18 protein-coding genes, 1 pseudogene and 1 riboswitch are annotated in these 25082 nt (G+C 38.1%); of the genes and pseudogenes, 3 read left to right on the top strand and 16 right to left on the bottom strand.

What is annotated here, in order from left to right; translation table 11 throughout:
* Window positions 1-46: 46 nt before the first annotated feature.
* Window positions 47-1669 (top strand): PucR family transcriptional regulator, encoded by a 1623-nt coding sequence (locus KM885_RS12090; protein WP_047184300.1) that lies wholly within the window; start codon window positions 47-49, stop codon window positions 1667-1669.
* Window positions 1670-1751: 82 nt separating this feature from the next.
* On the opposite strand, the pseudogene KM885_RS12085 reads toward KM885_RS12090, so the two are convergent.
* The 7 genes and pseudogenes from KM885_RS12085 to KM885_RS12055 form a co-directional block, all read right to left on the bottom strand.
* Window positions 1752-2752: pseudogene (locus KM885_RS12085) on the bottom strand (zinc-dependent alcohol dehydrogenase family protein).
* A 166-nt stretch (window positions 2753-2918) separates the two neighbouring features.
* Complete coding sequence (locus KM885_RS12080) at window positions 2919-4157, bottom strand: Zn-dependent hydrolase (protein ID WP_060668052.1); 1239 nt, start codon at window positions 4155-4157, stop codon at window positions 2919-2921.
* 24 nt (window positions 4158-4181) lie between these two features.
* Entirely contained in the window at window positions 4182-4391 is a 210-nt protein-coding gene (locus KM885_RS12075) for a hypothetical protein (RefSeq protein ID WP_047184303.1), read from the bottom strand.
* 18 nt (window positions 4392-4409) lie between these two features.
* Entirely contained in the window at window positions 4410-5885 is a 1476-nt protein-coding gene (locus KM885_RS12070; protein WP_060668053.1) for an NCS1 family transporter, read from the bottom strand.
* A 718-nt stretch (window positions 5886-6603) separates the two neighbouring features.
* Window positions 6604-8025, bottom strand: a complete 1422-nt coding sequence (gene hydA, locus KM885_RS12065; RefSeq protein WP_047184305.1) for a dihydropyrimidinase — start codon at window positions 8023-8025, stop codon at window positions 6604-6606.
* 334 nt (window positions 8026-8359) lie between these two features.
* Complete coding sequence (preA, locus tag KM885_RS12060) at window positions 8360-9634, bottom strand: NAD-dependent dihydropyrimidine dehydrogenase subunit PreA (RefSeq protein ID WP_216884048.1); 1275 nt, start codon at window positions 9632-9634, stop codon at window positions 8360-8362.
* Between the two features lie 31 nt (window positions 9635-9665).
* Complete coding sequence (locus KM885_RS12055) at window positions 9666-11033, bottom strand: NAD(P)-dependent oxidoreductase (RefSeq protein WP_244987007.1); 1368 nt, start codon at window positions 11031-11033, stop codon at window positions 9666-9668.
* A 335-nt stretch (window positions 11034-11368) separates the two neighbouring features.
* On the opposite strand from KM885_RS12055, the gene KM885_RS12050 reads away from it, so the two are divergent.
* Window positions 11369-11701: a hypothetical protein gene (locus KM885_RS12050; protein ID WP_047184308.1), complete on the top strand. Its 333-nt coding sequence runs from the start codon at window positions 11369-11371 to the stop codon at window positions 11699-11701.
* 104 nt (window positions 11702-11805) lie between these two features.
* Here KM885_RS12050 and KM885_RS12045 read toward each other — a convergent pair whose 3' ends face one another.
* The 8 genes from KM885_RS12045 to KM885_RS12015 form a co-directional block, all read right to left on the bottom strand.
* Window positions 11806-13674 (bottom strand): serine hydrolase domain-containing protein, encoded by a 1869-nt coding sequence (locus tag KM885_RS12045; RefSeq protein WP_216884047.1) that lies wholly within the window; start codon window positions 13672-13674, stop codon window positions 11806-11808.
* Between the two features lie 198 nt (window positions 13675-13872).
* On the bottom strand, window positions 13873-14334 hold the full coding sequence (locus KM885_RS12040) for a hypothetical protein (protein ID WP_047184309.1): 462 nt from the start codon (window positions 14332-14334) through the stop codon (window positions 13873-13875).
* Window positions 14335-14517: 183 nt separating this feature from the next.
* Entirely contained in the window at window positions 14518-14643 is a 126-nt protein-coding gene (locus KM885_RS17935) for a DUF6254 family protein (RefSeq protein WP_222115734.1), read from the bottom strand.
* 162 nt (window positions 14644-14805) lie between these two features.
* Complete coding sequence (locus KM885_RS12035; protein ID WP_204798185.1) at window positions 14806-16065, bottom strand: cation:dicarboxylate symporter family transporter; 1260 nt, start codon at window positions 16063-16065, stop codon at window positions 14806-14808.
* 268 nt (window positions 16066-16333) lie between these two features.
* Window positions 16334-16481, bottom strand: a riboswitch (cyclic di-AMP (ydaO/yuaA leader).
* A gap of 136 nt (window positions 16482-16617) precedes the next feature.
* A complete protein-coding gene (gnd, locus tag KM885_RS12030) occupies window positions 16618-18024 on the bottom strand; it encodes a decarboxylating NADP(+)-dependent phosphogluconate dehydrogenase (RefSeq protein ID WP_216884046.1) in 1407 nt (468 codons plus the stop codon).
* 20 nt (window positions 18025-18044) lie between these two features.
* A complete protein-coding gene (locus KM885_RS12025) occupies window positions 18045-19403 on the bottom strand; it encodes a gluconate:H+ symporter (RefSeq protein ID WP_216884045.1) in 1359 nt (452 codons plus the stop codon).
* 220 nt (window positions 19404-19623) lie between these two features.
* On the bottom strand, window positions 19624-21156 hold the full coding sequence (gene gntK / locus KM885_RS12020; RefSeq protein ID WP_047184389.1) for a gluconokinase: 1533 nt from the start codon (window positions 21154-21156) through the stop codon (window positions 19624-19626).
* A 10-nt stretch (window positions 21157-21166) separates the two neighbouring features.
* Window positions 21167-21892 carry a GntR family transcriptional regulator gene (locus KM885_RS12015; RefSeq protein ID WP_047184313.1) on the bottom strand — a complete coding sequence of 242 codons (726 nt, stop codon included), beginning with the start codon at window positions 21890-21892 and terminating at the stop codon, window positions 21167-21169.
* A 148-nt stretch (window positions 21893-22040) separates the two neighbouring features.
* Between KM885_RS12015 and KM885_RS12010 the strand changes: the two genes are divergently transcribed.
* The gene (locus tag KM885_RS12010) at window positions 22041-23489 is read left to right on the top strand and encodes a carbon starvation CstA family protein (protein ID WP_216884044.1); all 1449 of its coding nucleotides are present in this window, start codon (window positions 22041-22043) and stop codon (window positions 23487-23489) included.
* A 260-nt stretch (window positions 23490-23749) separates the two neighbouring features.
* On the opposite strand, the gene norA is transcribed toward KM885_RS12010, so the two are convergent.
* The gene (gene norA, locus KM885_RS12005; RefSeq protein ID WP_216884043.1) at window positions 23750-24925 is read right to left on the bottom strand and encodes a multidrug efflux MFS transporter NorA; all 1176 of its coding nucleotides are present in this window, start codon (window positions 24923-24925) and stop codon (window positions 23750-23752) included.
* Window positions 24926-25082: the final 157 nt, after the last annotated feature.

The raw sequence follows: 25082 nt of genomic DNA, 5'->3' as shown, positions 1-25082 counted from the left end.
AATCTTTATCATTTCTCTTTTACAATATGAAAGGGGTTACTTTAAGATGGAAAAATGGCAGGTTACAGTTAACGATGTTCTTTCAAGAGGATTATTTCGAGAGTGCAAACTGGTTGCGGGACATGGTGGGTTGAATCGCGAAGTGAAATGGACCCATATTTTAGAAATAAGCGAATTTGAGTCTTTCATTAATGGGGGAGAGCTGATTCTAACTACTGGTTCTAGTATCCACTTTGATTCACCAAACGGAATCATTTATCTTGATAAATTAAGAAAGAAAGATATTGCTGGTATTTGTATAGAACTTGGAACCCACGTGAAAACCATTCATCCAGATATTATCCAATATGGAAATGCCCATCATATTCCACTAATTATCTTTGATACTGTTGTGAAATTTGTCGATATTACACAAGATCTACATACACTCATTATTAATCACCACCATCATAGGTTAAATCAAATCAATATATTTTCCCAAGAAGTTAACAAGCTATCCTTAATGCCAAATGGTATTTTAAAAATTTTAAAAGAGTTATATTCCCATTTAGACATTCCAGTTATTTTTTTAACGGACGATTCCAAAACATACTATTATCCGCCACTTGTAAAGGATGACATTCCATCTATTAAGACATCCATTGGACAGAATGTAACAAACACTCCTTTATATGAAAGTAATTTTTTGCAAGAAACGGATTATACCAACTTCCCAATAAAAATAGTTGGAAATAATTGTGGTAACTTATTCGTTAAACGTAACAAAAAAGATTTAGATGAATTTTCCCATTCTTTAATCGATCGTGCAATTTTAGCCATCACGCAAATTATGCTCCGTAACCGAACAATAGAAGAACGAAAACAAAATCTAGAGGAAGAGCTCATTCGTAAATTATTACAAGGTAAAGATTGTGCAGCAGACGATATTCAAAAGGTTTTACCCGCTCAAGCAAAGAATTTTAATTATAGATTATTCCTCATAGAAACGGCCTCACCTGACATGGAGTTGAAAGATGGAGAATGGGAAGAAATCAAATTGCAACAATCTCTCATGATTCGATCTTTATTTAAAAGCTATGGTTTTATACCTTCCCTATCCGTTAGTAAAAATGAAATCACGGTCATTGCTTCTTTTTTTAAACAAGAAGAAGCAAAGAAGGATACTGAAAGATTTACAAGAATCATAGAAGAGATCGGAAATATCGAGGAGCAAAAAATATTAATAGGAAAGAACTGTAGATTCGGGATTAGTAATATTAAAAATGATTACACAGAATTAAACAAGAGTTATAAAGAAGCTAAAGATGTCATCTTTATTCAATCTTCTAACCTTTTACAAACATACTTTTTCGAAAATATCGGGGTTTATCGCATTCTATTGAACTTACTTGAAAATCAAAAACTAGAAGATTATATTCATGAATACTTGGGGCCCATTATTAGGCATGATCATGAAAACAAGAGTAACCTATTAGGTACACTATCAACATACTTAAATTGTTTGGGGTCAAAAAAAGAGACTGCCGAGCGATTATTTATCGTTCGTCAGACCCTCTACCATCGCTTGGAAAAAATTGAAGAACTACTCGGAAAAGGTTATATGGAACCAATAAACCGTCAAGCAATTGAACTTGCACTAGCAGCCCATTCACTAAAGAAACAGACATAGGGACAGGTTTACTGTCCCTAACCTTTGTTAAGACGATAAATCTGTCCCTTCGACCTGTTAAAGCATTTCAAACCTTAAAATCCTACCAACTATTTTTCAAAACAATTTTCCCTACTGCCTTGCCTGACTCCAAGTATTCATGAGCTTTTGATACTTCATCGAAGTTAAAAATGTTGGAATCTAAAAGTGGATGCAGCTTCCCTTCTTCAACCAATCCTGTAATCTTCCGCAAAATTTCTCCATAATGTTTATGCATGTCTTTGTTTAATATCTTTAACAACATAAAGGTAACATGAAGTGATAGTCCTTTTGAATGCACTGGGGAAAGGTCATGAGTCGAACGGGTAGCAATGGCTGTTACCGTTCCATGCACCGCTGCCGCCTCAAAAGATCGATCAAGATTTTCGCCACCCATCGTATCAAACACCACGTCAAATCCTTTTCCGTTTGTATAATTCTGTACATAGTCACGAACCTTTTCTTCACGATAATTAATCGTTCCATCAGCACCAAGACGTTTGCCAATCTCGAGTTTCTCTTGTGAAGAAGCAGTTGTATAGACTGTCGCCCCTCCCCATTTGGCAAGTTGAATGGCGATGTGTCCTACACCTCCAGCGGCTCCATGAATTAATATATCTTGCCCTGGTATAAGCCTTGTACACGATTAAACAATGCTTCCCAAGCTGTAATGGAAACTAATGGTAAAGCTGCTGCTTCTTCCATCGTCAAATTTTTCGGCTTATGTGCAAGTAAATCAGCATCAGCTAGCATAAACTCTGCAAGTGCACCGCCGCTAGTCCCCTTAAATCCACCCGCACATCCAAACACCTCATCACCAATTTCAAACTCGGTTACTCCTTCACCAACTTCAGATACCACACCTGCCACATCTCCATGTAATACCGCTGGAAGCTCAGGTGCAACAGCTGGAACCGCACCAGCACGAACTTTCGTATCAATAGGGTTTACACTCGTAGCCTTCACTTGAATAAGTACATGTCCCGGTTTTAGTTCAGGTTTGGGTATCTCTTTCAATTGAAAAACAGATGGTTCACCAAAAGACTGAATAACTTGTGATTTCACGCTAGTCACTCCTATACTTGTCTAAAAATATGAATAACCTTCATTGTCTATTATTAATAGAGAAGGTATCTCTTAATGCTATTATATAAATTATTAGAATAGAATGATAGTTTACAGCACCGAATAGGTAGTTTTTGATATACCTTCGCTAAAAAAGGTCATAGAATCATCTATGACCAATTAAATCCAATACCGTTTGCAATACAACGTTAACGCCTTTTTCACAATCCTCCCAAGATGTAAGCTCATCCTCTGCATGGCTCTTTCCATTAACACTCGGAACAAAAACCATGGCGGCTGGAAGATAAGTGGCAATAAACTGTGCATCATGACCAGCACCACTCGGCATACGCTTGAATGTATATCCCAAGGACGTGCAGGAATTCTCCAATGATTCCACAAGTTCTTCCTTAAACCAAACCGTATCACGATCCCAAAGTTTTGTTGCGGTCACCTCACATTTTTCCTTACCTTTTGATTCGGTAAGACCTTGAATAATATTCTCTACTTGCCGAATAGTGTTTACTTCTTTATGACGTGCTTCGATTGTAAATACAACCTTATTTGGAATAACCGTATGAATATTAGGACTTACATCCATTCTCCCAATCGTATAAACGAGGTCTGAATCCAATTTACTCATTTTTTCACGTATTTCATTTATTAAATGATTTGCTACAAAAAGAGCGTCCCTTCTCATTGGCATTGGAGTTGTTCCAGCGTGGTCAGAATCCCCAGTTACTTCGATTTCATAACAACACATCCCCACCACACATTCAACCACTCCGATATCCGTTGCTTCATTTTCTAATACAGGACCTTGTTCAATATGGAGTTCAATGAATGCCTTTGCATTCTGTAACCGATTCGCCTTATCCCCTTCATAGCCACTTGCTTTTAGGGCTTCCCCAAATGTAATCCCTTGTTTGTCAGTAGACTGGAGCATCATACCTTTATCGAAACGGCCCGACATCACACCAGATGCCATCATAGAAGGCTCGAATCTTGCTCCTTCTTCATTGGTAAAATTCGCGATAACAATTGGTACTTGTGGTTTAATGTTATTTTCAACAAGGGTACGTACAACTTCTAAACCTGTCACTACACCAAGAACACCATCAAATCTTCCCCCCTTTTCCACTGAATCTAAATGGGATCCCATTACTATTGGGGGGCTATCCTTATCTACTCCCTCTAGTGTCGCATACATGCTCCCCATATCATCCCACTTAACTGTCATTCCAAGCTCTTCACATACAGACCTGAAATGATTTCTAGCTTGAATATCGATATCGGTTAGCGCCAATCGGGTGACCCCGTTATTTTTTGTTCTTCCAATGTCCGCAAATTCTTCCAATGTATCTTTTAATCTTTCCCCGTTTATAAGCACTTTTTGCTTTTGCATGACTTCTCCCTCCATCTATAATCTTTACTTTCCCTTAATCAATAGCGTCGTCACATACTTTCTACTATCAGGATTGGTTAGTCGAATGGACTTCCTAGCAGCGGTGTTACCTAGCTTTTCAAACTTAACTACATCACCTTCTAAGGTTCCTTGAATGTTTTTAATAACATAATTTTGTTTTACCAATTCATCAATCACTTGTTTTTCTTTTATAAAATCCTCATAGTTCGACAAATCGATCCCCCTCCTACCTTACTTTCCTTCTTCACTCTTATAATCAAGGTTTGAATCAGTTACAATAAACCAATCCCGTCCTACAGTAATCCCTAAATAGTCATTATCACTCGGATAAGAAATTTCAGCTTGCGGGAATTTCCTAAAGTACCAATATTTCGAAAATATATAGTAGATGACAGCTGCAATCACGAAACCAATGATAAAGGAATACGTCATAAATATCGTTGCAATCACACCACCAACAGCCCAAGAAATAAATCCAACAATATTTACGCCCCCATTAAAGCGATACTGACCTTCTGTATCAAAAAGATCGGGGACATTCACCCTTCGTTTTCTTAATAAATAATAATCGGCAAAGAGAATTCCACTAACGGACGATAACACAGCACCGATAATTAAAAGAACTTGGGTCAATATTTCATAAACACTCCAAGGCTGTATAATCGTACCCACAATTCCAACGACAAAGACAGCAATCGCATGAGAAACTTTCGGACCCAACACATTAGAGAATATTGCAGCAGCGGGCAAAACATTAGCTGCAGTATTCGTAGACCATTGTGTTAAAACAATCATAAGAAGTAACATTGCCAACATCCAACCAGATGCAGTATCTTGAAGAGCCGTAACCGGATTAGAAGTACCCGCCACAATAAAAGCAGCCGCACCAATCATAATCATAAATGCTTCTGTTATAGGCATAGCAATGAGAGTTCCAATAAGCGTTGTTTTATTTCGCTTAAACCAATTTCTTTCATATCTAGGCGCCTTAAAATGACGTGAAATGGTCGGGATATCACATCCCAGCGTTGCCCAAAATCCCATATTCGCAAAAATAACTACCATAAACGCAGTAATAGCAACCCCTCCAGTCACCGGACTTGCTACCCAGTCCCAGACATTACTTCCTTGCCTGGTGATTTCCGTCGTTAGTGTTTGATATATTATTAAAGAAAAAATGACAATAATCGGGGCTGCTAAATCAGCAAATCGTTCCACCCACTTAATTCCAGATGCCGTATTAATCAGCTGGAATAATGCAAACACAATGTAACACAAAAGCCAATTATCAAAACTCGGATTCATCGTATTTAATATCGCATTGATAGCAGTTGATCCAAAATACGTATTCAACCCAAACCAAAAGGAAGCTGTTACCGCCCTTGTAACGGACGGAATGTGTGTCCCCACTGTTCCAAACGGTGCCCTCATATAGACTGGAAATGACAATCCATGTTCTACCCCGATATCACCAATTAGAGAAATAAAGGCACCGATAGCAACACAACCGATTAGCGTTGCCAACACAACCCATGGCAACGAAATACCTTGTATACCTGATGCACCAATGTCGAAAGTTGCCAGCAGAATCGCCATCCCAATCCACATCATAAAAAATCCCCGAACACCTATCTTTCTCTCATTGTGGTGGATTGGAAGCAAGTCTTTTGACTTCAAGTAAGAACTACCCTTCTTTTTCTCCTGCAAGACAATCGACCTTCTTCCCGTTTATTTTTTTCTTAGGTAGGAAAATATGAATCTTTCTCTTCCCACCTAAGTGTAACCTTGGCATTCACTAAATAGGGAATGCCATGTTTTCCAAACCCGCCAGTTGTTTCATTACGGGTGGAGATCAGGTAAGCTACTCGGTCAAATTTAATCGGTTATGCAGAAAATAGTTTAGGAAGTTTACAAGATAACTAGATTAGTTAACTAATCATATTCTGTATCTTTGTCTTATTCGGGTGTTCATTGAGTTGATGAGTGGCCGATTGACACAGTTTCTTTTCTGTTCGGGCAGTCATCATCTTCATGAGTGACCGTACGACGCGGATTCTTCTTTATTCGGGCACTCATCACCCTCATGAGTGACCCTACGACGCGGATTCTTCTTTATTTGGGCACTCATCACCCTCATGAGTGACCGATTGACGCGGATTCCTCTTTATTCGGGCACTCATCACACTTATGAGTGACCGTACGACACGGATTCTTCTTTATTCGGGCATTCATCACCCTCATGAGTGACCCTACAATGCGGATTCTTCTTTATTCGGGCACTCATCACCCTCATGAGTGACCCTACGACGCGGATTCCTCTCTGTTCGGGTACTCATCTCATCCATGAGTGACCGAATAACCGAATAACGCGTTTTCTCTCTGTTCGGGTACTCATTTAAAGAGTCATTCTTTTTATAGTATAAGATTATCGACCTGTAGCTGTTTCCTCTTGTCGCTGAAGTGCATCAGAATTGTATTTTTCACGTTTTAAGAATTTACCTGCTCCAGGTTTACCTACAAACTCCTTATCCTTCACGACATATTCACCGCGAGATAAAACCGTTACAGGCTCTCCTGTCACTTTCATTCCTTCTAGCGCACTATAGTCAACAGCTGAATGGTGTGTATCTACAGAAATGGTACGCTCTGCATTTGGGTCAAATAAAACGATATCGGCATCCGCTCCGGGAGCAATTGTCCCTTTACGCGGGAATAAACCGAACAGTTTTGCACTTTGAGTCGACACCATATCTACAAATTGATTTATCGAAATACGTCCTTTTTTCACACCTTCTGAGAATAGAACACTAAACCGGTCTTCTACAAACGGTCCACCATTAGGAATTTTTGTGAAATCACCTTTCCCTAAATCTTTTTGTCCATCAAAATCAAAGGAACAATGGTCCGAACCAATCGTTTGTAGCTGCCCACTCTTCAGTGCATTCCAAAGTACTTCTTGGTTGGATTTGTCTCGTAATGGAGGTGACCACACATATTTCGCACCTTCAAAATCAGGTTGATCCAAATAACTTTGATCAAGTACTAAATATTGTGGACACGTCTCTCCGAACACATTAAATCCTTTACTACGCGCCTCGGCAATTTGTTCCACCGCTTCTTTACAGGTAACATGCACCACATATAATTGTGAGTCAGCAAGCGCGGTTAGCTTCGCCGCACGTCCTGTCGCTTCCCCTTCTAATTCAGGCGGGCGGGTTAATGCATGATAAATAGGTTCGGTGTTTCCATTACGCAAAGCTTCTTTTGTCAAATGTTCAATCACATCCCCATTTTCTGCATGAACCATCACTAAGCCGCCATGTTTTTTCGCAGTTGTCAACGTTTGGTATAATGTTTCATCATCAGCCTGTAATACATTCTTATACGCCATAAATACTTTAAAAGACGTGACACCTTCTTCTTCAATTACAACAGGAATCTCCTCCAAAACGCTTTCATTTGCTTCTACAATTTGCAAATGGAATCCATAATCAATAACCGATTTATCTTTTGATTTTTGATGCCACGTACTTAGCGCATTCTTTAATGTTTTTCCTTTTTCCGTTAAACAGAAGTCAATAATCGTTGTTGTTCCCCCATGTGCAGCCGCCATCGTTCCTGTTTCAAAGTCATCCTTTGTTACTGTCCCACCAAAAGGCATTTCCATATGGGTATGTGGATCAATTCCTCCAGGAAATACATAAAGCCCTGAAGCATCAATCACTTCAGCGTACACATCACTTAACCCCTGGCCAATTGCTTTAACTTTTTCATTTTCAATTAAAATATCAGCCTGGTACGTATCTGTCGCCGTGACAATCATTCCATTTTTAATAATTTTCTTCATCTAAAATTCCTCCTTTGATAATATTACTTAAAGTACTTGTTCAAAAAGGAGGATGAAAAGGACCAAGGTCGGCTAAAAGCGCAACGTCCTGTTGCAACGCCGACACTAGCACGTCCTGTGCGTCGCAGTTCGAGGCGGCGTAGCTTTGAGCACTAGAAAAAGCTTCTCCGATTCCACATCGCACGCAGGAAAAGTGCACTTCTTTTCCAAGGAACGGAACGTATGCAATTAATACGTGAGTAGCGGAAAAGCAAGCCAACGAAGAAATGCGAAGTGTCATTTTCACCGGACTTTTTGAACAACCTCTTAAAAGTTTATTTTTTCATCGATATCATTATGAATCAGCTTTCTGTAGCATTTGAATAGCTGCTTGACGATTATTCCATGACATTGGTGGCTCTGTTGGTGTAAGGTCAATCATATCAATTGCTCCATCTACAGGACAGACTATAGAGCAGAGATTACACCCTACACAATCATCCTCTCTTACTTTTAGATAATCACTTCCATTCTCATCTGTTAACATGTCAATGCATTGATGGGAGGTGTCCTCACAGGCAATATGACATTTATTACAATTAATGCAAATATCATTGTTAATGCGGGCAACGACTTTATGATTTAGATCTAAATCACTCCAGTCTGTATATTTCCGGACAGAAGCCCCGATGATATCACTTAATGAATCAATTCCTTTTTCATCTAAATAATTCGATAATCCTTCCGTTAAATCCTCGATGATTCGAAATCCATGATGCATTGCTGCAGTACAAATTTGTACCCCTCCTGCACCCATCAGCATAAATTCTACGGTATCCTGCCAAGTTGAAATTCCGCCGATTCCTGAAATTGGGATATTAATTTCTGGATTTCTAGCACAATCTCCAACCATATTTAAGGCAATTGGCTTCACGGCTGGACCACAATAACCACCATGTGCACCTTGCCCATTCACATGGGGTACCGGATTCCATGTATCTAAATCAACACCTATCAGACTATTAATCGTATTAATCATACTAACTGCGTCTGCCCCACCACGGACTGCCGCTTTCGCTGTTTCTCTAATATCGGTAATATTTGGTGTTAATTTTGTAATAACGGGAACTTCGGCAGCTTCCTTCGCATACATTGTAGTCATTTCTACTAAGTCAGGATGCTGCCCCACAGCCGAACCCATTCCGCGCTCTGACATACCATGTGGACAGCCTAGGTTTAACTCAATTCCATCCACCCCGACATCCTGTACCTTTTTCACAATTTCATGCCATTTTTCTCGTGTCGGCTCAACCATTAATGATGCTATAATAACGTGTTTAGGATACATTTTCTTTGTTTCATAGATTTCCTTTAAGTTTACTTCAAGGGGACGATCTGAAATTAACTCGATATTGTTAAATCCAGCCACACGCTGACCATTAAAATGAAGCGCACCAAAGCGAGAGGTAACATTTAATATCGGTTCGCCTAATGTCTTCCATACTGCCCCGCCCCAACCTGCTTCAAATGCACGCTGGACTTGATAACCGGTATTTGTCGGTGGTGCCGATGCTAACCAATATGGATTCGATGATTTGATTCCAGCAAAATTAATACTAATATCAGCCATATTCATCCTCCTGTTTAAGGTTTGTTTATTCTCAAACTTGCTCAGCCGTATATTCTTTGAAACGTTGGTGAATGGATAATGCGGTTTCTTTTCCTTGTTGGGCTGCAGTAACAACCATCGCTTCTCCAATCCCTTTACCAAAAATAACATCCCCAGCAGCATATACGTTTGGATTAGATGTTATAAAAGACTCCTCGTCTACTTTTACAACTCCACCAATATGTTCTAAGCCAAAACTTTCAATCATCTTCATATGCCTTGTTTGTCCAATTGCTTTTACAACGATATCGACATCCATCAAAAACTCTGAACCTGCTATTTCAACCGGTCGTGGACGTCCATCACTTTCTGTGGCTTGTAATTCCATCCTGACACATTCCATTTGTTTGACATGCCCATTTTCATCGCTAATTAGACGCTTCGGATTAGTAAGCCATCTAAATTCCACACCATCTTGTTTGGCAAATTCATATTCAAAATCATAAGCTGTCATTTCTTTCTCTGTTCGACGGTAAAGTATCTTTACATTTTCTGCCCCAAGTCTGACAGATGTTGTCGCTCCATCAATCGCAGTATTACCTGCACCTATTACTGCAACCCGCTTTCCAATAAACTCTTTTTCATAAATCCCATTTTTCGTACGTTCTACGAGGTCAATGGCATCGTAAACTCCGGCTAATTCTTCTCCTTCAATGCCTAACATTGGTACCTTAGACATTCCTATTGCAAGTACAACAGCATCGTATTTCTCCAATAGCTCGTCAGCAGAAATATCTTTACCTACTTCCATATTCGTTCGAATGGTGACACCTAGCTTTTCCACTTGCTCGACTTCCCAAAGTGAAATATCTTTCGGAAGGCGGAAAGGAACAATTCCAAATGTATCAAGACCACCCGCTTCACTTTTCGCTTCAAAAATAGTAACTTCATAACCTAAACGAGCTAGCTCACGAGCAGCAGATAACCCTGCTGGCCCACTACCGACAATAGCAATATGTTTTCCATTGCTTTTTCCTGCTTTAAATAAAACTTGCTCATTTTTAATTGCCCAATCCGTTGCATACCTTTGTAAATCACCAATTGGAATTGGCTTAGTAGAATGATTAAGTACACAAGCGCCTTCACACAACTCTTCCGTTGGACAAACCCTCCCACAGCTTGCACCGACAGGATTAGCTTCCATAATCGTTGTTGCCGAACCCTTCATATTTCCAGATGCAATTTTTTTAATAAAACTTGGAATGTCAATACCAGTCGGGCAAGCTGTTATACAGGGTGCCTCATAACAGTACAGACAACGGTTTGCCTCGTCTAGGGCTTCTTGCGAATTAAAACTTGGCTTAGCTTCTTCAAAACCCTTTGGACCTCCTGATATAAGACTTTTTAACAAATCACTCAATGGAAAACCTCCTTTAAGCATTGATACTACTACAATATATATGCAGTAGGATTCACATTAGGCTAACATTATTAAAAAAAGGGATACAGGGACAGGTTTATCATAATTAGAAATATTACAAATTTATGAATAGAATAATACAACCCTCCACCTATTCATCCTGATAAAACCTGCTTATTGATGGGTCTCAAAGCGTCAAAAACCTACTAACCCCATTTCCAATTCTTGCCATACTTTTGTTATTAGGTTGTCATTGCTTTACCACAGTTTTTTTACAATGCTTTGTTATACTTTAGTAGAAGTTAAAAATCTGAGACTGAGAGAGGAGACCTAAAATGAAATTTAAAAACATCATCGTAGGTGCAATTTCTATCGGTACTGCATTGACTTTAGCTGCTTGTTCAGGAGAAACGAATGAGGATGAAAATAAGGATAATATGGAACCCCCACCAGAAACGGAAGTAGATCCTGGTACAGGTGAAACAAATCCTGGATCAGAAACAGACCCTGGATTAGAATCCGAACCAGAACAAGAGGATCCTGCATCTGATCCTGATTCCGACGTAGAAGAACCAGAGAATCCTGAAGATCCAAATTCTGAACAAGACCCAGAATTAAGTCCCGAGAATCCCGACTCTGGATCAGGTTCTGAATTACAACAAGAGTAATTTTAATAGGACATAAGTACTTCCCACTTTCATTTAAAAAACTGTCTACAGAAATGTAGGCAGTTTTTTTAAATGAAAGTGGGAAAACCTATCCTTCCATCCCATTAAAAATAAAATTGCCAATATATAAGTAACGTTATCAGAAGCATACTACTTAACATGGACAAAGAATAGACAATAACACGCCATTTCGTCAAAGTTTCTTTCCTCCAATTCCATATAACGAAAAACATAGAAAGAAGACAAGTAAAGGTAAAAAGGTAATTTAAGGTAAAGTGAATGATGATTTCAGAATAAGCACGATTACTATTCACTAACATTCGTCCCATAAGTACCATCACATTCACAACTAATGCCATTCCTGATAGGTGCAATGCAGCATTCCACCTCATCATGATTGAAAAAGCTTTTTTCTTCCGCCAATGTAAGGAACAGCGAACCAACAGAATCAGTGCAGTAACAAGAAAAAACACGATACAATATAGAAATAAAATACCATGTGCGGCAAGCATTTCACCCTTTTTATCCATTGGTAAAAAATCTGAATAAGTTGTGGAAATTTGGTTTACCACCCCTTCATCCACTTGAAAATAAAGTGTCTGCATTGGGAGAAAAACAGAATCCCCATTGACGAATCGATACGTATAAGGTTCTTCTTGAATATAATTCCCCTTCATTCCCATCACGCTTATTTGGATTTCATTCTCATTTAAAGATTTGACCTTTAATGGTGTCAAATAATAATAAAGATGGAGAAATCCACTATCTGTTCTACGTGCACTTATATAGGTTCCTTCTACATCGAAAGAATCTGGGGCATTTGCTACAGGATGAAATACACTCTCACCTATTAATGCTTTAGTCAACCCAAACGTTATATCCGCTTCCCCAGCTTGATTCGTTAATACAATAACAGCAAAATTTTCTTCTGGTACGATGTGAAAGTTACTAGAAAAAGCAGCGGTATTTCCTGAATGAGCAAAACCTTTTTTCTTCCCATCAACTTCCCAAAAACCGTGAGCAATTCCCGGTACATTGTCGTTTGCAGAATAACTGGTAGATAGCATTTGTTCTAACGTGTCTAATTCATCAAATAAAATACTTTTTTTATTTCCTTGTGGCATCAGTGCCATCGCAAATTTTGCTAAATCGTCTGTCGTACCATTCATTCCACCACTCGGATACATCGACATATAAAATGGAGTGGATTCTCGAAATTCTCCAATTCCTATAAGTTCATACCCCTTGGTGACATGCTGAATAATCTCTTCATTTTCCTCTTTGGGCAAATGAATCGACGAATGGTTCATATTAATTATTTCTAAAATGTTTTCAGAAACATATTCATCAAATTCCTTTTCTGTAATCCGCTCAACAATATAAGCCGCAAGTGATGTAGAAAAGTTAGAATAAGCAACCACTTCACCTGGAGGATAAATTTGATTCGGTTCTGCCTTTTTCAACCCCTCTTCTAAAGACTCTACCTTTTCTTTTGAAGCATAACCAAGGTCAAATATTCGATCCTCAAACCCAGCATTATGGTTCATCAAATGCAACATCGTTATCGGTTCATCATACGTTAATTTCGTCAAAAATCCTTCAGGTAAGTAATGGCGAATGTCTTCATTCAAATCGATTTTCCCTTGCTCCACCAATTGCATGACCGATACCCAAACAAACAATTTAGTTACCGAACCCCATTCCAAAACAGAAGTTCCTGGATCCATTGGAATTTTGCTTTTCATGTCAGCATATCCATACCCTTTTGATAAAACGATCTGGTTATCTTTAACGACTACAACATTAGCACCCGCTGTTGTTTCCCCAATAAATTCCTCTACATACTCATCTACATAACTTTCCAAATCCTTAAATGGAATACCTGATGGTGTTAGATTTTCATTTGCTGATACAACTCCAGGAATAAATAGTGCACAGTATAGGATAAGTGCCATGACAGTTAATTTCCTCATCAACAACCTCCTTTAAGAATACAATACATGAAAACCTCTTTGCAGAATAGTCTTACTTTTATAAAAAGGACTTCCATCAGTGGGGACTTTTATTCCACAGAAGCTTGAGGTGGGAGTTTTACTGCCCGTTTAGGTGGGATAAATATAAAAACCCCTTTAAATGTTGAGTTTAAACATTTAAAGGGGTTTACATTCCCGTTAACTATTGCTTAATTCCAATGTCTCTTCAAATAGTTTACCCGGAAAGGAATTATGTCGAAGTGTTCTTTCTAGAGTTCTTGTCGTGCCTTTTACATGCATGGAGCCACCAGTTGGGACCTCTACAATGATATATTGGGTTTCTGCAGAATTTAAGTTTATTAGATTCCTTAACTCATTTTTATTTAAAGCGCAAATGGTTTCTTGCCCACATACCAAACATAAGAAGACATTATTTGTTTTTTTCATGACATGTTGTATCGATTGCATTTCGGAAACGCTAAATTTAAAGTTCCATGGTGAAGACTTCTTCGTTAAATATTTCACAAATAATCTAGTATCCTGATTCACTAAATAATGACCGTACTCTGAATCTACTTTTTTCAAAGCATGAAAGGAAGGATGCTCCGAAATTTGTGAAAGAACCGCTCCATGATATAAATCTTGTATTTGAATTTTCATTATACTCCCCTCCCTTTTTTAATAGATTACGAATAAATCGGCTTAGAAAATTGTACCATAAATCTTCACTTTTGCATGATTAATCTATTAAAATTAGGTGGAAGTCTTACCGCCCGTTTAGATAGATAAAGACAGGATTTAATCACCCTGTCTTCCTAACCATATAAGTTACCCCTATAAATGTCACTTACTTTCATTTTTCCCTGCTTCATCAGCTAATTGATCAAGAGACTTCACTTGACCATGTGGGTTTTGCGAATTTTTACGACCTCTCCATTGTCTTTCTTTTCGTGATTTTGGTCGGTTCATGATATTCGAACTCCTTTATAAAGTAATCATTAAGGTAAATAACTTGTCCCCTTATTTGATTATTATTAGAAGAGAGCAGGGAAATATACACTACCAATAAAAACACTCCCAAACATTGACTTAATCAATATTTGAGAGTATTTTTATTGGCATGGATTTTATTTAAGATGCTTCATGCATTGACTCTTCAGCCGGAGGATTTAATTGTCCTTCCCACTTAGCTACTACAAGAGCTGCTAAAGAGTTACCTACAACGTTTACTACTGTACGACCCATATCGAGAATACGGTCGATACCAGCAATAAATGCTAAGCCTGCAGCAGGTAAACCAACTGTACTGAATGTAGCTAATAAAACAACAAACGATACACCCGGTACTCCTGCCATCCCCTTAGATGTAACCATTAGAACTAACATAAGGGTTATTTGTTGCCAGATACTTAAATCAATACCATACATTTGCGCAACAAACAAGGCTGCAATCGCTTGATACAAAACAGATCCATCTAAGTTAAAAGAATAACCTGTTGGAATAACAAAGCTTACGATATGTTTTGGACTTCCTGCCTTCTCCATTTTTTCCATAATTCTCGGAAGTACTGTTTCTGAACTTGAAGTAGAGAATGCCAACAGTAATTCTTCTTTAATTAAATTCAATAATTTAAAAATATTAAATCCTATAATCTTAGCTACTATCCCTAGAATAACGATAACAAAGAAAATCATCGTTCCATAAACCGTAATTGCTAATTTACCTAAAGGAATAAGGGATTCGAAACCATATTTAGAAATCGTAACCCCAATTAATGCAAATACACCAACCGGAGCATATTTCATAAATAAGTTCGTCACATAGAACATCGCATGTGCCATACCCTCGAAGAATCTTAGAACTGGCTTACCTCTGTCACCTATCGCAGCTATACCTAAACCGAATACTACAGCAAAGAAAATAATCGCTAGCATATCGCCCTCAACCATTGATTGAAATGGATTGGTAGGAACAATGTGAAGGAGAGTATCCGCAATCGATTTCCCTTCCTGTTCTTCTGTTGTATCTACGTAACTTGATATGTCACTTTGCTCAAGCTCGTCCATATTTAATCCCGTACCAGGGTGAAATAAATTAGCTGAAATTAATCCAACAGCAATAGCAACTAATGTCATACCTATGAAATAACTTAATGACTTAATCCCTAGTTTCCCAACTGCCTTTATATCGCCTACGCCTGCTATAGCAACGATAATACTTGATAAAACAATAGGAACTACAATCAGTTTAATCAAGCGTAAAAATAAATCACCAAATGGTTGTAAAACACTTTGCGCCGTTTCACTTCCATAAAAAATCCCACCAACGATAATACCTAGAATAAGACCAATTAAAATTTGACTAGCCAAACTTAATTTAAACTTTTTCATAAAACCCCCACCTTCTTGATGATTTTGATAAATACATAACGTACAGGCAAGGAAAACAAGATGATCCAAATTAACACTGTTTTTGAGATTATTAGAAAACTTTGCATTTGCCAATCCTTTGGGTGATGCTTAGTTGCGCTTTTGCAATTCTTTAAGATGGGACGAGTAATCGGAGCCCCAAACCGGAAAGATTATTATACTTTCCTAACCGCAAAAAAAAAGACACCTGCGTGTCAAGCACTGTGTAATCTCAAAATATGTTTCTCGCTTGTTTCCTCTTAAACGCTGACGGGGTTAGCTTTCGGGTTAGGACTAAGAGAAAATAGAAGCCCTTCCTTTTAAAGGATTCACCCACACGGATATATCCGTAATTAATTGGGTCCCCCGCTCTTAAATAGATTTAGCGATAATTATAGCTACTCTACTATAATATCTTAACTACCCCATAATTGTAAATAGTAGATTTCTTCCAAAGGTTAAACTACTAAAAATAAAAAAATAAAGAAGGCATGATATAGTAATGCCTTCTTTAAATAAAAGTCTACTTACTCTTTAGTTTTGCCAGTTTGTATGGAAAATTCCTTCTTTATCAATGCGTTCATAGGTATGAGCTCCAAAGTAATCTCTTTGAGCTTGGATAAGATTCGCAGCACTGGAAGCGGATCGGTATCCATCATAATAGGTTAAAGAAGTCGTCAAACATGGCAAGGATAGTCCAGCTTCAAATCCTTTCATTACAATTTTTCTTAAGGATGCTTGATGACGACTAGCTCTTTCCACAAAGTAAGGGGCAAGCAATATGTTACTTAACTCAGGGTTTTCTTTAAACACATCACTAATTGTATTTAAAAAGTCAGCTCGAATAATGCATCCGCCACGGAAGATTAAAGCAATTTCCCCCAAATTGAGAGACCAGCCATACTGACTAGAAGCCATACGATATTGATAAAATCCTTGTGCATAAGCGCAAATCTTACCCATATACAGCGCTTCTTTCACAACATCAATCCAATATTCTTTATCAAGTCCAGCTTCCGCCACTTGAGGACCTACTAAACGTTCAGAGGCGTACACCTTTTCCTCCTTCATTGATGACAAATATCTGGTAAATACAGCTTCCGTCATAATCGTTGATGGAACCCCAAGGTCTAATGCCTCTTGGCCTGTCCATTTTCCTGTACCTTTTTGACCTGCTTTATCTAAAATCACATCGACAAGCGGGTTACCAGTTTCTTCATCTTTTCTCGTTAGAATATCTGCAGTTATCTCAATAAGATAGCTCTTTAATTCCGTTTCATTCCAAGATGTGAACACTTCTGAGATTTCCTGAACCGAAAGTCCAACTATTTCACGCAAGAATTGATAAGCCTCCGTAATTAACTGCATATCCGCATATTCAATTCCATTATGAACCATTTTTACATAATGACCTGAGCCCTTTGGTCCTATATAGGTACAACATGGTTTTCCATCCACCTGTGCTGCAATTTTTTCCAATATAGGTGCAACTTGTTGATATGCCTCTGGATCACCACTTGGCATTAATGCCGGTCCATTTAAGGCCCCTTCTTCACCGCCGGAAACACCAACACCGATGAAATGAATTCCTTGTTTATGAAGTTCCTCATATCTTCTGTTTGAATCATGAAAATCAGAATTTCCACCATCCATTATGATATCCCCTTTATCTAAAAGAGGGACAAGGGATTGAATCACTGAATCAACAATTGGACCTGCAGTGACCATTAAAAATATTTTCCTTGGAGTTTCTAAAGAACGAACAAATTCCTCTAATTCATAGTGGGCTTCTATATCATAATCAGGAAACTCATTCTCAAATTTATCCGTTAAGTCAGGTGTATAGTTATATATCGCAACCTGCTCACCCTTATTTGCCATATTCCTTGCAAGACTTGCTCCCATTACTCCTAAACCATATAAACCTATTGTGTTTTTCATGATAGACACTTCCTTTTCCTTTAAACAAACATATTAATAACTAAAACGCCAACTAGACCTACTACAGATATGACTGACTCTAGTAATGTCCAGGTGGAAAACGTTTCTTTTAAAGTTAAACCAAAGAATTCTTTAAACATCCAGAAACCCGCATCATTTACATGAGAAGCGATTAAGCTTCCAGCACCTGTTGCAAGTACCATTAAAGCCGGATCTATGCCACTTCCCTGCATCAATGGAATAACCAAGCCCGCCGTTGTTAGTGCTGCAACCGTTGCAGAACCGAGCGCGATCCGTAAGATTGCAGCAATTAGCCATGCCAAAAATAATGGGGACATATGGGAGTCCGCAAATAATGCTGCAACAGAATCACCAACACCGCCATCGATTAGTACTTGTTTTAAGACACCACCGCCACCAATAATTAGTAGCATCATACCAATGGAACGGATAGATTCTTCTGCTGAAGCCATTACTTGTTTCATTGGAATATTCCGTTTTACTCCCATTGTATAAACAGCAAGCAACACAGAGATTAATAAAGCAGTCGTTGGCTCGCCAATTAGATAAATGATTTTAAAGAATACGTTATTTTCAACATGACCAAGGTCTTGAATCAATTCAACAACCGTTGAAATAGCCATTAATATAACCGGTAATAGAGAGGTGAGCACACTAATTCCAAAGCCTGGTGTTTCTTCTATTTTAAATGTTTTTGTTTCACCAAGCGAGTCAATATTCCCTGCTTTATTGAAAGAATCAGGAATCATTTTTTGAATGATTTTTGCGAATAAAGGACCTGCAATAATAACGGCGGGAATGGAAATTATAATACCAAAAACTAATACCATTCCAATATTTGCATCATATTGCTGGGCAATTACCGTTGGACCTGGATGTGGCGGCAAGAACCCGTGTGTAACAGATAATGCAGTTGCCATCGGTATTCCTAGATATAATGGGGATACCTTTAATTGTTTTGCAATCTGGAAGACAATTGGAATTAATAGGACTAATCCTACTTCAAAGAACAAGGCAATCCCAATAATAAAGGAGGCAATAACAACCGCCCATTGAATTTGTTTTTCACCAAATTTATCGATAAGGGTACTCGCAATTCGCTGCGCGCCACCTGCATCAGCAACCAACTTACCTAAAATGGCGCCAAAACCAAATATAAGAGCGATACTTCCGAGTGTTCCTCCCATACCGCCTTGAATGGATTCAACAATTTCCTCCAAAGGCATACCTAATCCTAAAGCAACTAGAAAAGCTGTAATAACAAGTGAAATAAATGTATTTATTTCTAATTTCGTAATTAGAAAAAGTAAAACTACAACACCTAATGCGACAACAATTAGGGGTAATATATTTTCCATGATTTATAGCTCCAATCTTGATGTATAGGGTACACTAAATGTTATTTTTTCTATTAGATAAGAATTATGCTAATTAAAACTTGTCATAAGGAAAGCCGCGTACAGCTTCAGAGCTAAAGCCGAAGCAAGACTCCCTTCACCTCCGTACGTCGTTTCAAGCACAGAACGTGTGAGTAAAGAAGTTGCGACAGGACATCGCGTTTTTAGCCTGTAAGGACGCTTACGCTTTTGTTATCTCTGACTGGTATTGTGCAATTTTTTCATATTCAATCTCTAAAGTTCGGGAAAGACTGATAAAAATTGGGATTAATTTCCGATATTCTTTAACATGAGATGGGTTCGGTTTATGTTTGTGTGTTTCCCCAATCAAATCTTCCACGATTTCAAAGGAATCAATTTTCCCAAGTGCAAATAACCCTAATAAACAAGCCCCTAAACAAGATGATTCATAGCTTTCTGGAACAATTACCTCTTGATCAAAAATATCAGCAAGCATCTGCCGCCATAATTCAGACCTAGCAAATCCACCTGTCGCTTTAATAGTTGTAACGGGCTCATCCATTACTTCCGTTAATGCTAAAAATACAGAATACAAATTATAGATAACCCCTTCTAAAGAAGCTCGGATTAAATGTTCTCTTTGGTGACTTAAGGTTAAGCCAATAAAGGAACCGCGAACATCTGCATTCCATAATGGGGCTCTTTCCCCCGCCAAATAAGGATGGAATAATAACCCGTCCGCACCAGGTCTTACCTGACTTGCAATTCGGGTTAACACATCATACGGATCAATTCCCAATCGTTTTGCTGTTTCCACTTCACTTGCCGCCAACTCATCGCGAATCCAACGAAATACAATTCCACCGTTATTTACTGGACCGCCGATAACCCAATGATCTTCCGTTAACGCATAACAAAAAATCCGTCCTTTTGGATCCGTATGTGGCTTTGGAACGACCGTTCGAATGGCACCACTTGTACCAATCGTAACCGCAACTTCACCTTTTTTAATAGCATTTACACCTATATTGGAAAGCACACCATCACTGGCACCAATAACAAATTTGGTCTCTTTTAATATCCCCATCTGTTCCGCATAAGAGCTTTCACATCCAGTAAATACTTCCTTCGTCGAAACAATCCGGGACAATTTATCCTCTGTAATTCCGGCTACCTTCAATGCTTCTTTATCCCAGCTCAAAGATTCTAAATTCATTAATCCAGTACAAGAGGCAATCGAATAATCTACCGCATACTCATTGAATAATTTATAAAAAATATATTCTTTTATCCCAATATATTTTTTTGTTTTACTAGAAACCTCAGGTACCTCATTCTCCATCCAAGCAATTTTGCATAATGGGGACATTGGATGAATGGGTGTTCCAGTCCTAGAATAAATAGCATGTCCATTAAACTCTTCATTTATTTTCTTAGCCCAGTTGGAACTACGATTATCGGCCCATGTAATACAACGTGTTATGTTTCGGTCATTTTCATCCATAGCTATGACACTATGCATCGCACTGCTAAATGAAATGAAAGTTAAATCTTCGGGATTAATCTGAGATTTTTTCATCACATTCCCAATCGATAGAAGAACCGCTTGAAGGATTTCTTCTGGGTCTTGTTCAGCTGTATATATATCTGGCTTATACAAATCATATCCATTATTCTCGTTTGCAATAACTTCTCCTGTTTCACGGAATAACACAGCTTTTGTACTGGTTGTGCCAATGTCAACCCCAAGCATGTATTTATTTTTATCCACGATACTCACTCGCTTTCTTCAATGATTCTGGATCATCCCATAAACCATCTGAATTTTTCTTGACATCTTTAAAATTTTTATAAAAAGCTTCATCCATCATTTTTTTATCCTTTTGTTGAATGCATTGTATCAGAAGTGCATGATTATGTATGACCCGATGAAAGTCTTCATAGTTTTCCTCCATTCGGTGTCTCATATCCAATAAAATAAAACATTCTACAATTGGCTTTATATTCGACCAAAGAACGCTTATATAACGATGATTAATCGCATGAATGATCGTTTCATGAAATTGCACATCTTTAAATGCAAATTCATCTGCATCTTTATATTTAAATGCAACTTTCATCATTTCTAATATTTTATTTAACTCTTTGATTAACTCATCATTAATATCTGCTTCCAATAAATGATTAAAAACAAAGGATTCTATTATAAGTCTTACATCATAAATTTCATCAATATCTTTCTCAGTAATCCCTACAACCTTTGCCCCCATTCTCCTTAACTGAACTAACCCTTCTTTTTCCAGTACCTTTAGAGCATCCCGAATAGGAGAACGGCTGACATTGTATTCTTCAGATAATTTATTTTCGGATAAAGTGCTTCCATTTATTAGATCCTTTGAAATAATTCTCATTCGCAAATCGGCGACGACCACTTGTCCAATAGAAGAGTCTAATAATTTCTTTTCGGGATAAAGCCCTTTCAAATACATCACTCCCCAAAAACCAGTATACTTGTATACAAGTATACTAACATAATTTCACAAGATTAACAAACGGTTAAAACTATTGTATTTTTTTATGAAAGGATATAAAATGATGATGTAAACGTTTGCACCATCATACAAAGGGGGAGTTAAGATGGTTACATTTTTAATTGCCATAGCTTTATTGGTTGTTTCTTATTTCACATATGGAAAATATGTTGAAAAAGTCTTTGGCCCTAACGAAGATAGAAAAACACCGGCTTATGCAAATCGAGACGATGTTGACTATTTGCCAATGAACAAACAGAAAAACGCACTAATTCAATTATTAAATATTGCCGGAACCGGGCCTATCTTTGGTCCAATCATGGGGGCTTTATATGGTCCTGTTGCCTTTTTATGGATTGTGTTAGGTTCCATCTTTGCGGGAGCTGTGCATGATTACCTAACTGGTATGATTTCGATTCGTAATCGAGGTGCTCACATTCCAGAACTTGCAGGCAAATTTTTGGGGAATATTTCCAAACATTTAGTAAACATTTTCGCATTACTTTTATTATTACTAGTTGGTACCGTGTTTGTTACGACACCAGCATCCTTATTACACAATTTAATAGATGGAAAGATTGCCTTAATTGCTATTATTTTAATGATCTTCGGCTATTATTTCTTATCTACCATTCTACCAATTGATAAAATTATCGGACGAGTATATCCGTATTTTGGGGCAGTTTTATTAATTGGTACAATTGGAGTTGGTATAGCATTATTATTCTCCGATTATAAGATTCCCGAAATATCTTTAACGAATATGCATCCAGCTGGCTTGCCCGTTTTACCGATATTATTCTTAACGATTACTTGTGGTGCTTTATCTGGCTTCCATGCTACCCAGTCACCACTTATTTCTAGAACAACACAAAATGAGAAACAAGGACGTTATATTTTCTACGGAATGATGGTTGCAGAAGGTGTTATCGCCATGATATGGGCTGCTGCAGCTATGAGTTTATTTGATGGGCAAGGGCTTCAAGGGTTAATTAATGAAGGTACAGCTTCCCTAGTGGTTAATGAAGTTTCAATGACCCTACTTGGTGCGATTGGTGGTACCATTGCTGTTCTTGGCGCAGTAGTGTTACCAATTACATCTGGTGATACTGCATTCCGTGCAGCACGTAATATCATTGCCGATTATATTAAAATGGATCAAACGAAAGTAGCAAAACGTTTATCTATTGCGATACCAATGTTTGTGATTTCTTATTGGTTAACGACAATTGATTTTAATATTTTGTGGCGTTACTTCTCGTTTGCCAACCAAGGAACCGCTGCACTTGCTCTTTGGATTGGTACCATGTATCTATTTGTGAAGAAGAAAAATTATTTCATTGCTCTAATACCAGCACTATTCATTACGGATATGGTATTAACCTATATCTTATATGATGGCAATCTTGGTTTTGGCTTACCATATCATGTATCACATATCGGTGGAATCGTCATGACCATTCTAATCACTGCTCTATTCTTCTGGAAAGGTAACAAGAATCGACGAGAAAACCTAATGGCAGATATTGAACTAAAATCCAATGATGCAGCTTAGAGAACAAAGGCGGAAGCGCCCGTTTAGCGACGTACGGACTGGACTGAGCCGTAGGAGATAAAGGAAACACGGCGAGCGTCAGCGAGCCGATGTTGACTTATCGTACGGAGGTGAAGGAAGTCTCGCTAGTCGCTGGGCGCTGGAGCCGGACGTGGCTATTTCTGTATCTAAATTATCTACAGCCATACAAATTTTATAATTTCCTGACAACAAAGAAAAAACCGTATTCTTTGTAATCGCATGGAATACGGTTTTACATTTTACATTGTTTCAGCCTCTTGGGATTTCGGTTCTTTCCATGCAAGAGTAAGCCCAATTCCGATTGCTAAAACAATGGTTGCGAAGTAAAACGGATAATCAAGATCGATATCGAATAACAATCCACCGATTATAGGGCCAATCACATTCCCAATACTTGTAAACATCGAATTCATACCAGCTACAAAGCCTTGTTCCTTACCGGCAATTCTTGTTAAATATGTTGTTACAGCCGGACGCATTAAATCAAATCCAATAAATACAGTGATGGTAACAAGTAAAACAGAAATATATTGATGAACAATCGTTAATACAAGGACGAGAATGGTTGACAATATAAGACTGTATCGGATTAAACGAATTTCACCTAACCGTCTCGTTAAGCGATCGAATAGCACAACTTGAAAAAAGGCCCCGATAATGCCTCCACCTGTTATCGCGATAGCTATATCCTTCGGTGTAAAACCAAATTTATGATCGACAAACAATGAAAACAGCGATTCAAACGAAGATAAACCGAAAGAGAATATTAATATAATCATAAATGATATAAAATACATCGGAGCAAAAATTCGCTTTAAACCAGCTTTTTGCCCCACACTATTTTCTTCATGTTCAGGGTTTCTTTCCGGTTCGTGAAGTAGTGTAACCGACAATACGGCCGCTACCAGAGCAAAACCTGCCGCAACAAAAAACGGCAAGCGAGAATGAATTTCTGCTAAGAAGCCCCCAATACCCGGACCAATAATAAATCCAGTTGAAATAGCTGCTGACATATAGCCCATTGCTTTAGAGCGTGTATGGAGCGTCGTAATATCTGCAATAAAGGCGGTTACCGCTGGCATAATGAAAGCTGCACTTACGCCGCCAAGCATGCGCGAAATAAAAAGAACGCTAACTGTTTTTCCGATACCGAACAGCAATTCTGAGAAACTAAAAATAATCAAGCCAATGACAATCATTCGTTTCCGACCGAATTTATCAACCCATCGACCTGCAATTGGCGAAGCAAGGAGTTGGATAAAGGCAAAAGCAGCAACCATATTGCCGACAATCGATCCGGATATATGCAATTCATTCATGATGGTAGGAACGACTGGGATAACAAGACTAATTCCCAAAAACGCAATAAATATATTTACTAGTACGATAGTTAATGCAATGTTGTGTTTCTTCATATGGCTCTACTCCCTTAAAGACATTTATAACATAATTTAACTTCCCCTTAGAGGAAAGTCAATGCATTTTTTACTTATTTTCACTAGCGTTGCATAAAAAATAATTATAGAAGTCAACCATTTAATTTGTGTCTTTGATTTGAATGTTGAAATTTTC

It is taken from the genome of Oceanobacillus caeni (genome assembly GCF_019037185.1).
Lineage (GTDB): Bacteria > Bacillota > Bacilli > Bacillales > Amphibacillaceae > Oceanobacillus > Oceanobacillus caeni.
Note: the sequence above shows the minus strand (reverse complement) of the source record. Positions and strands in the feature narration are given on the sequence as shown.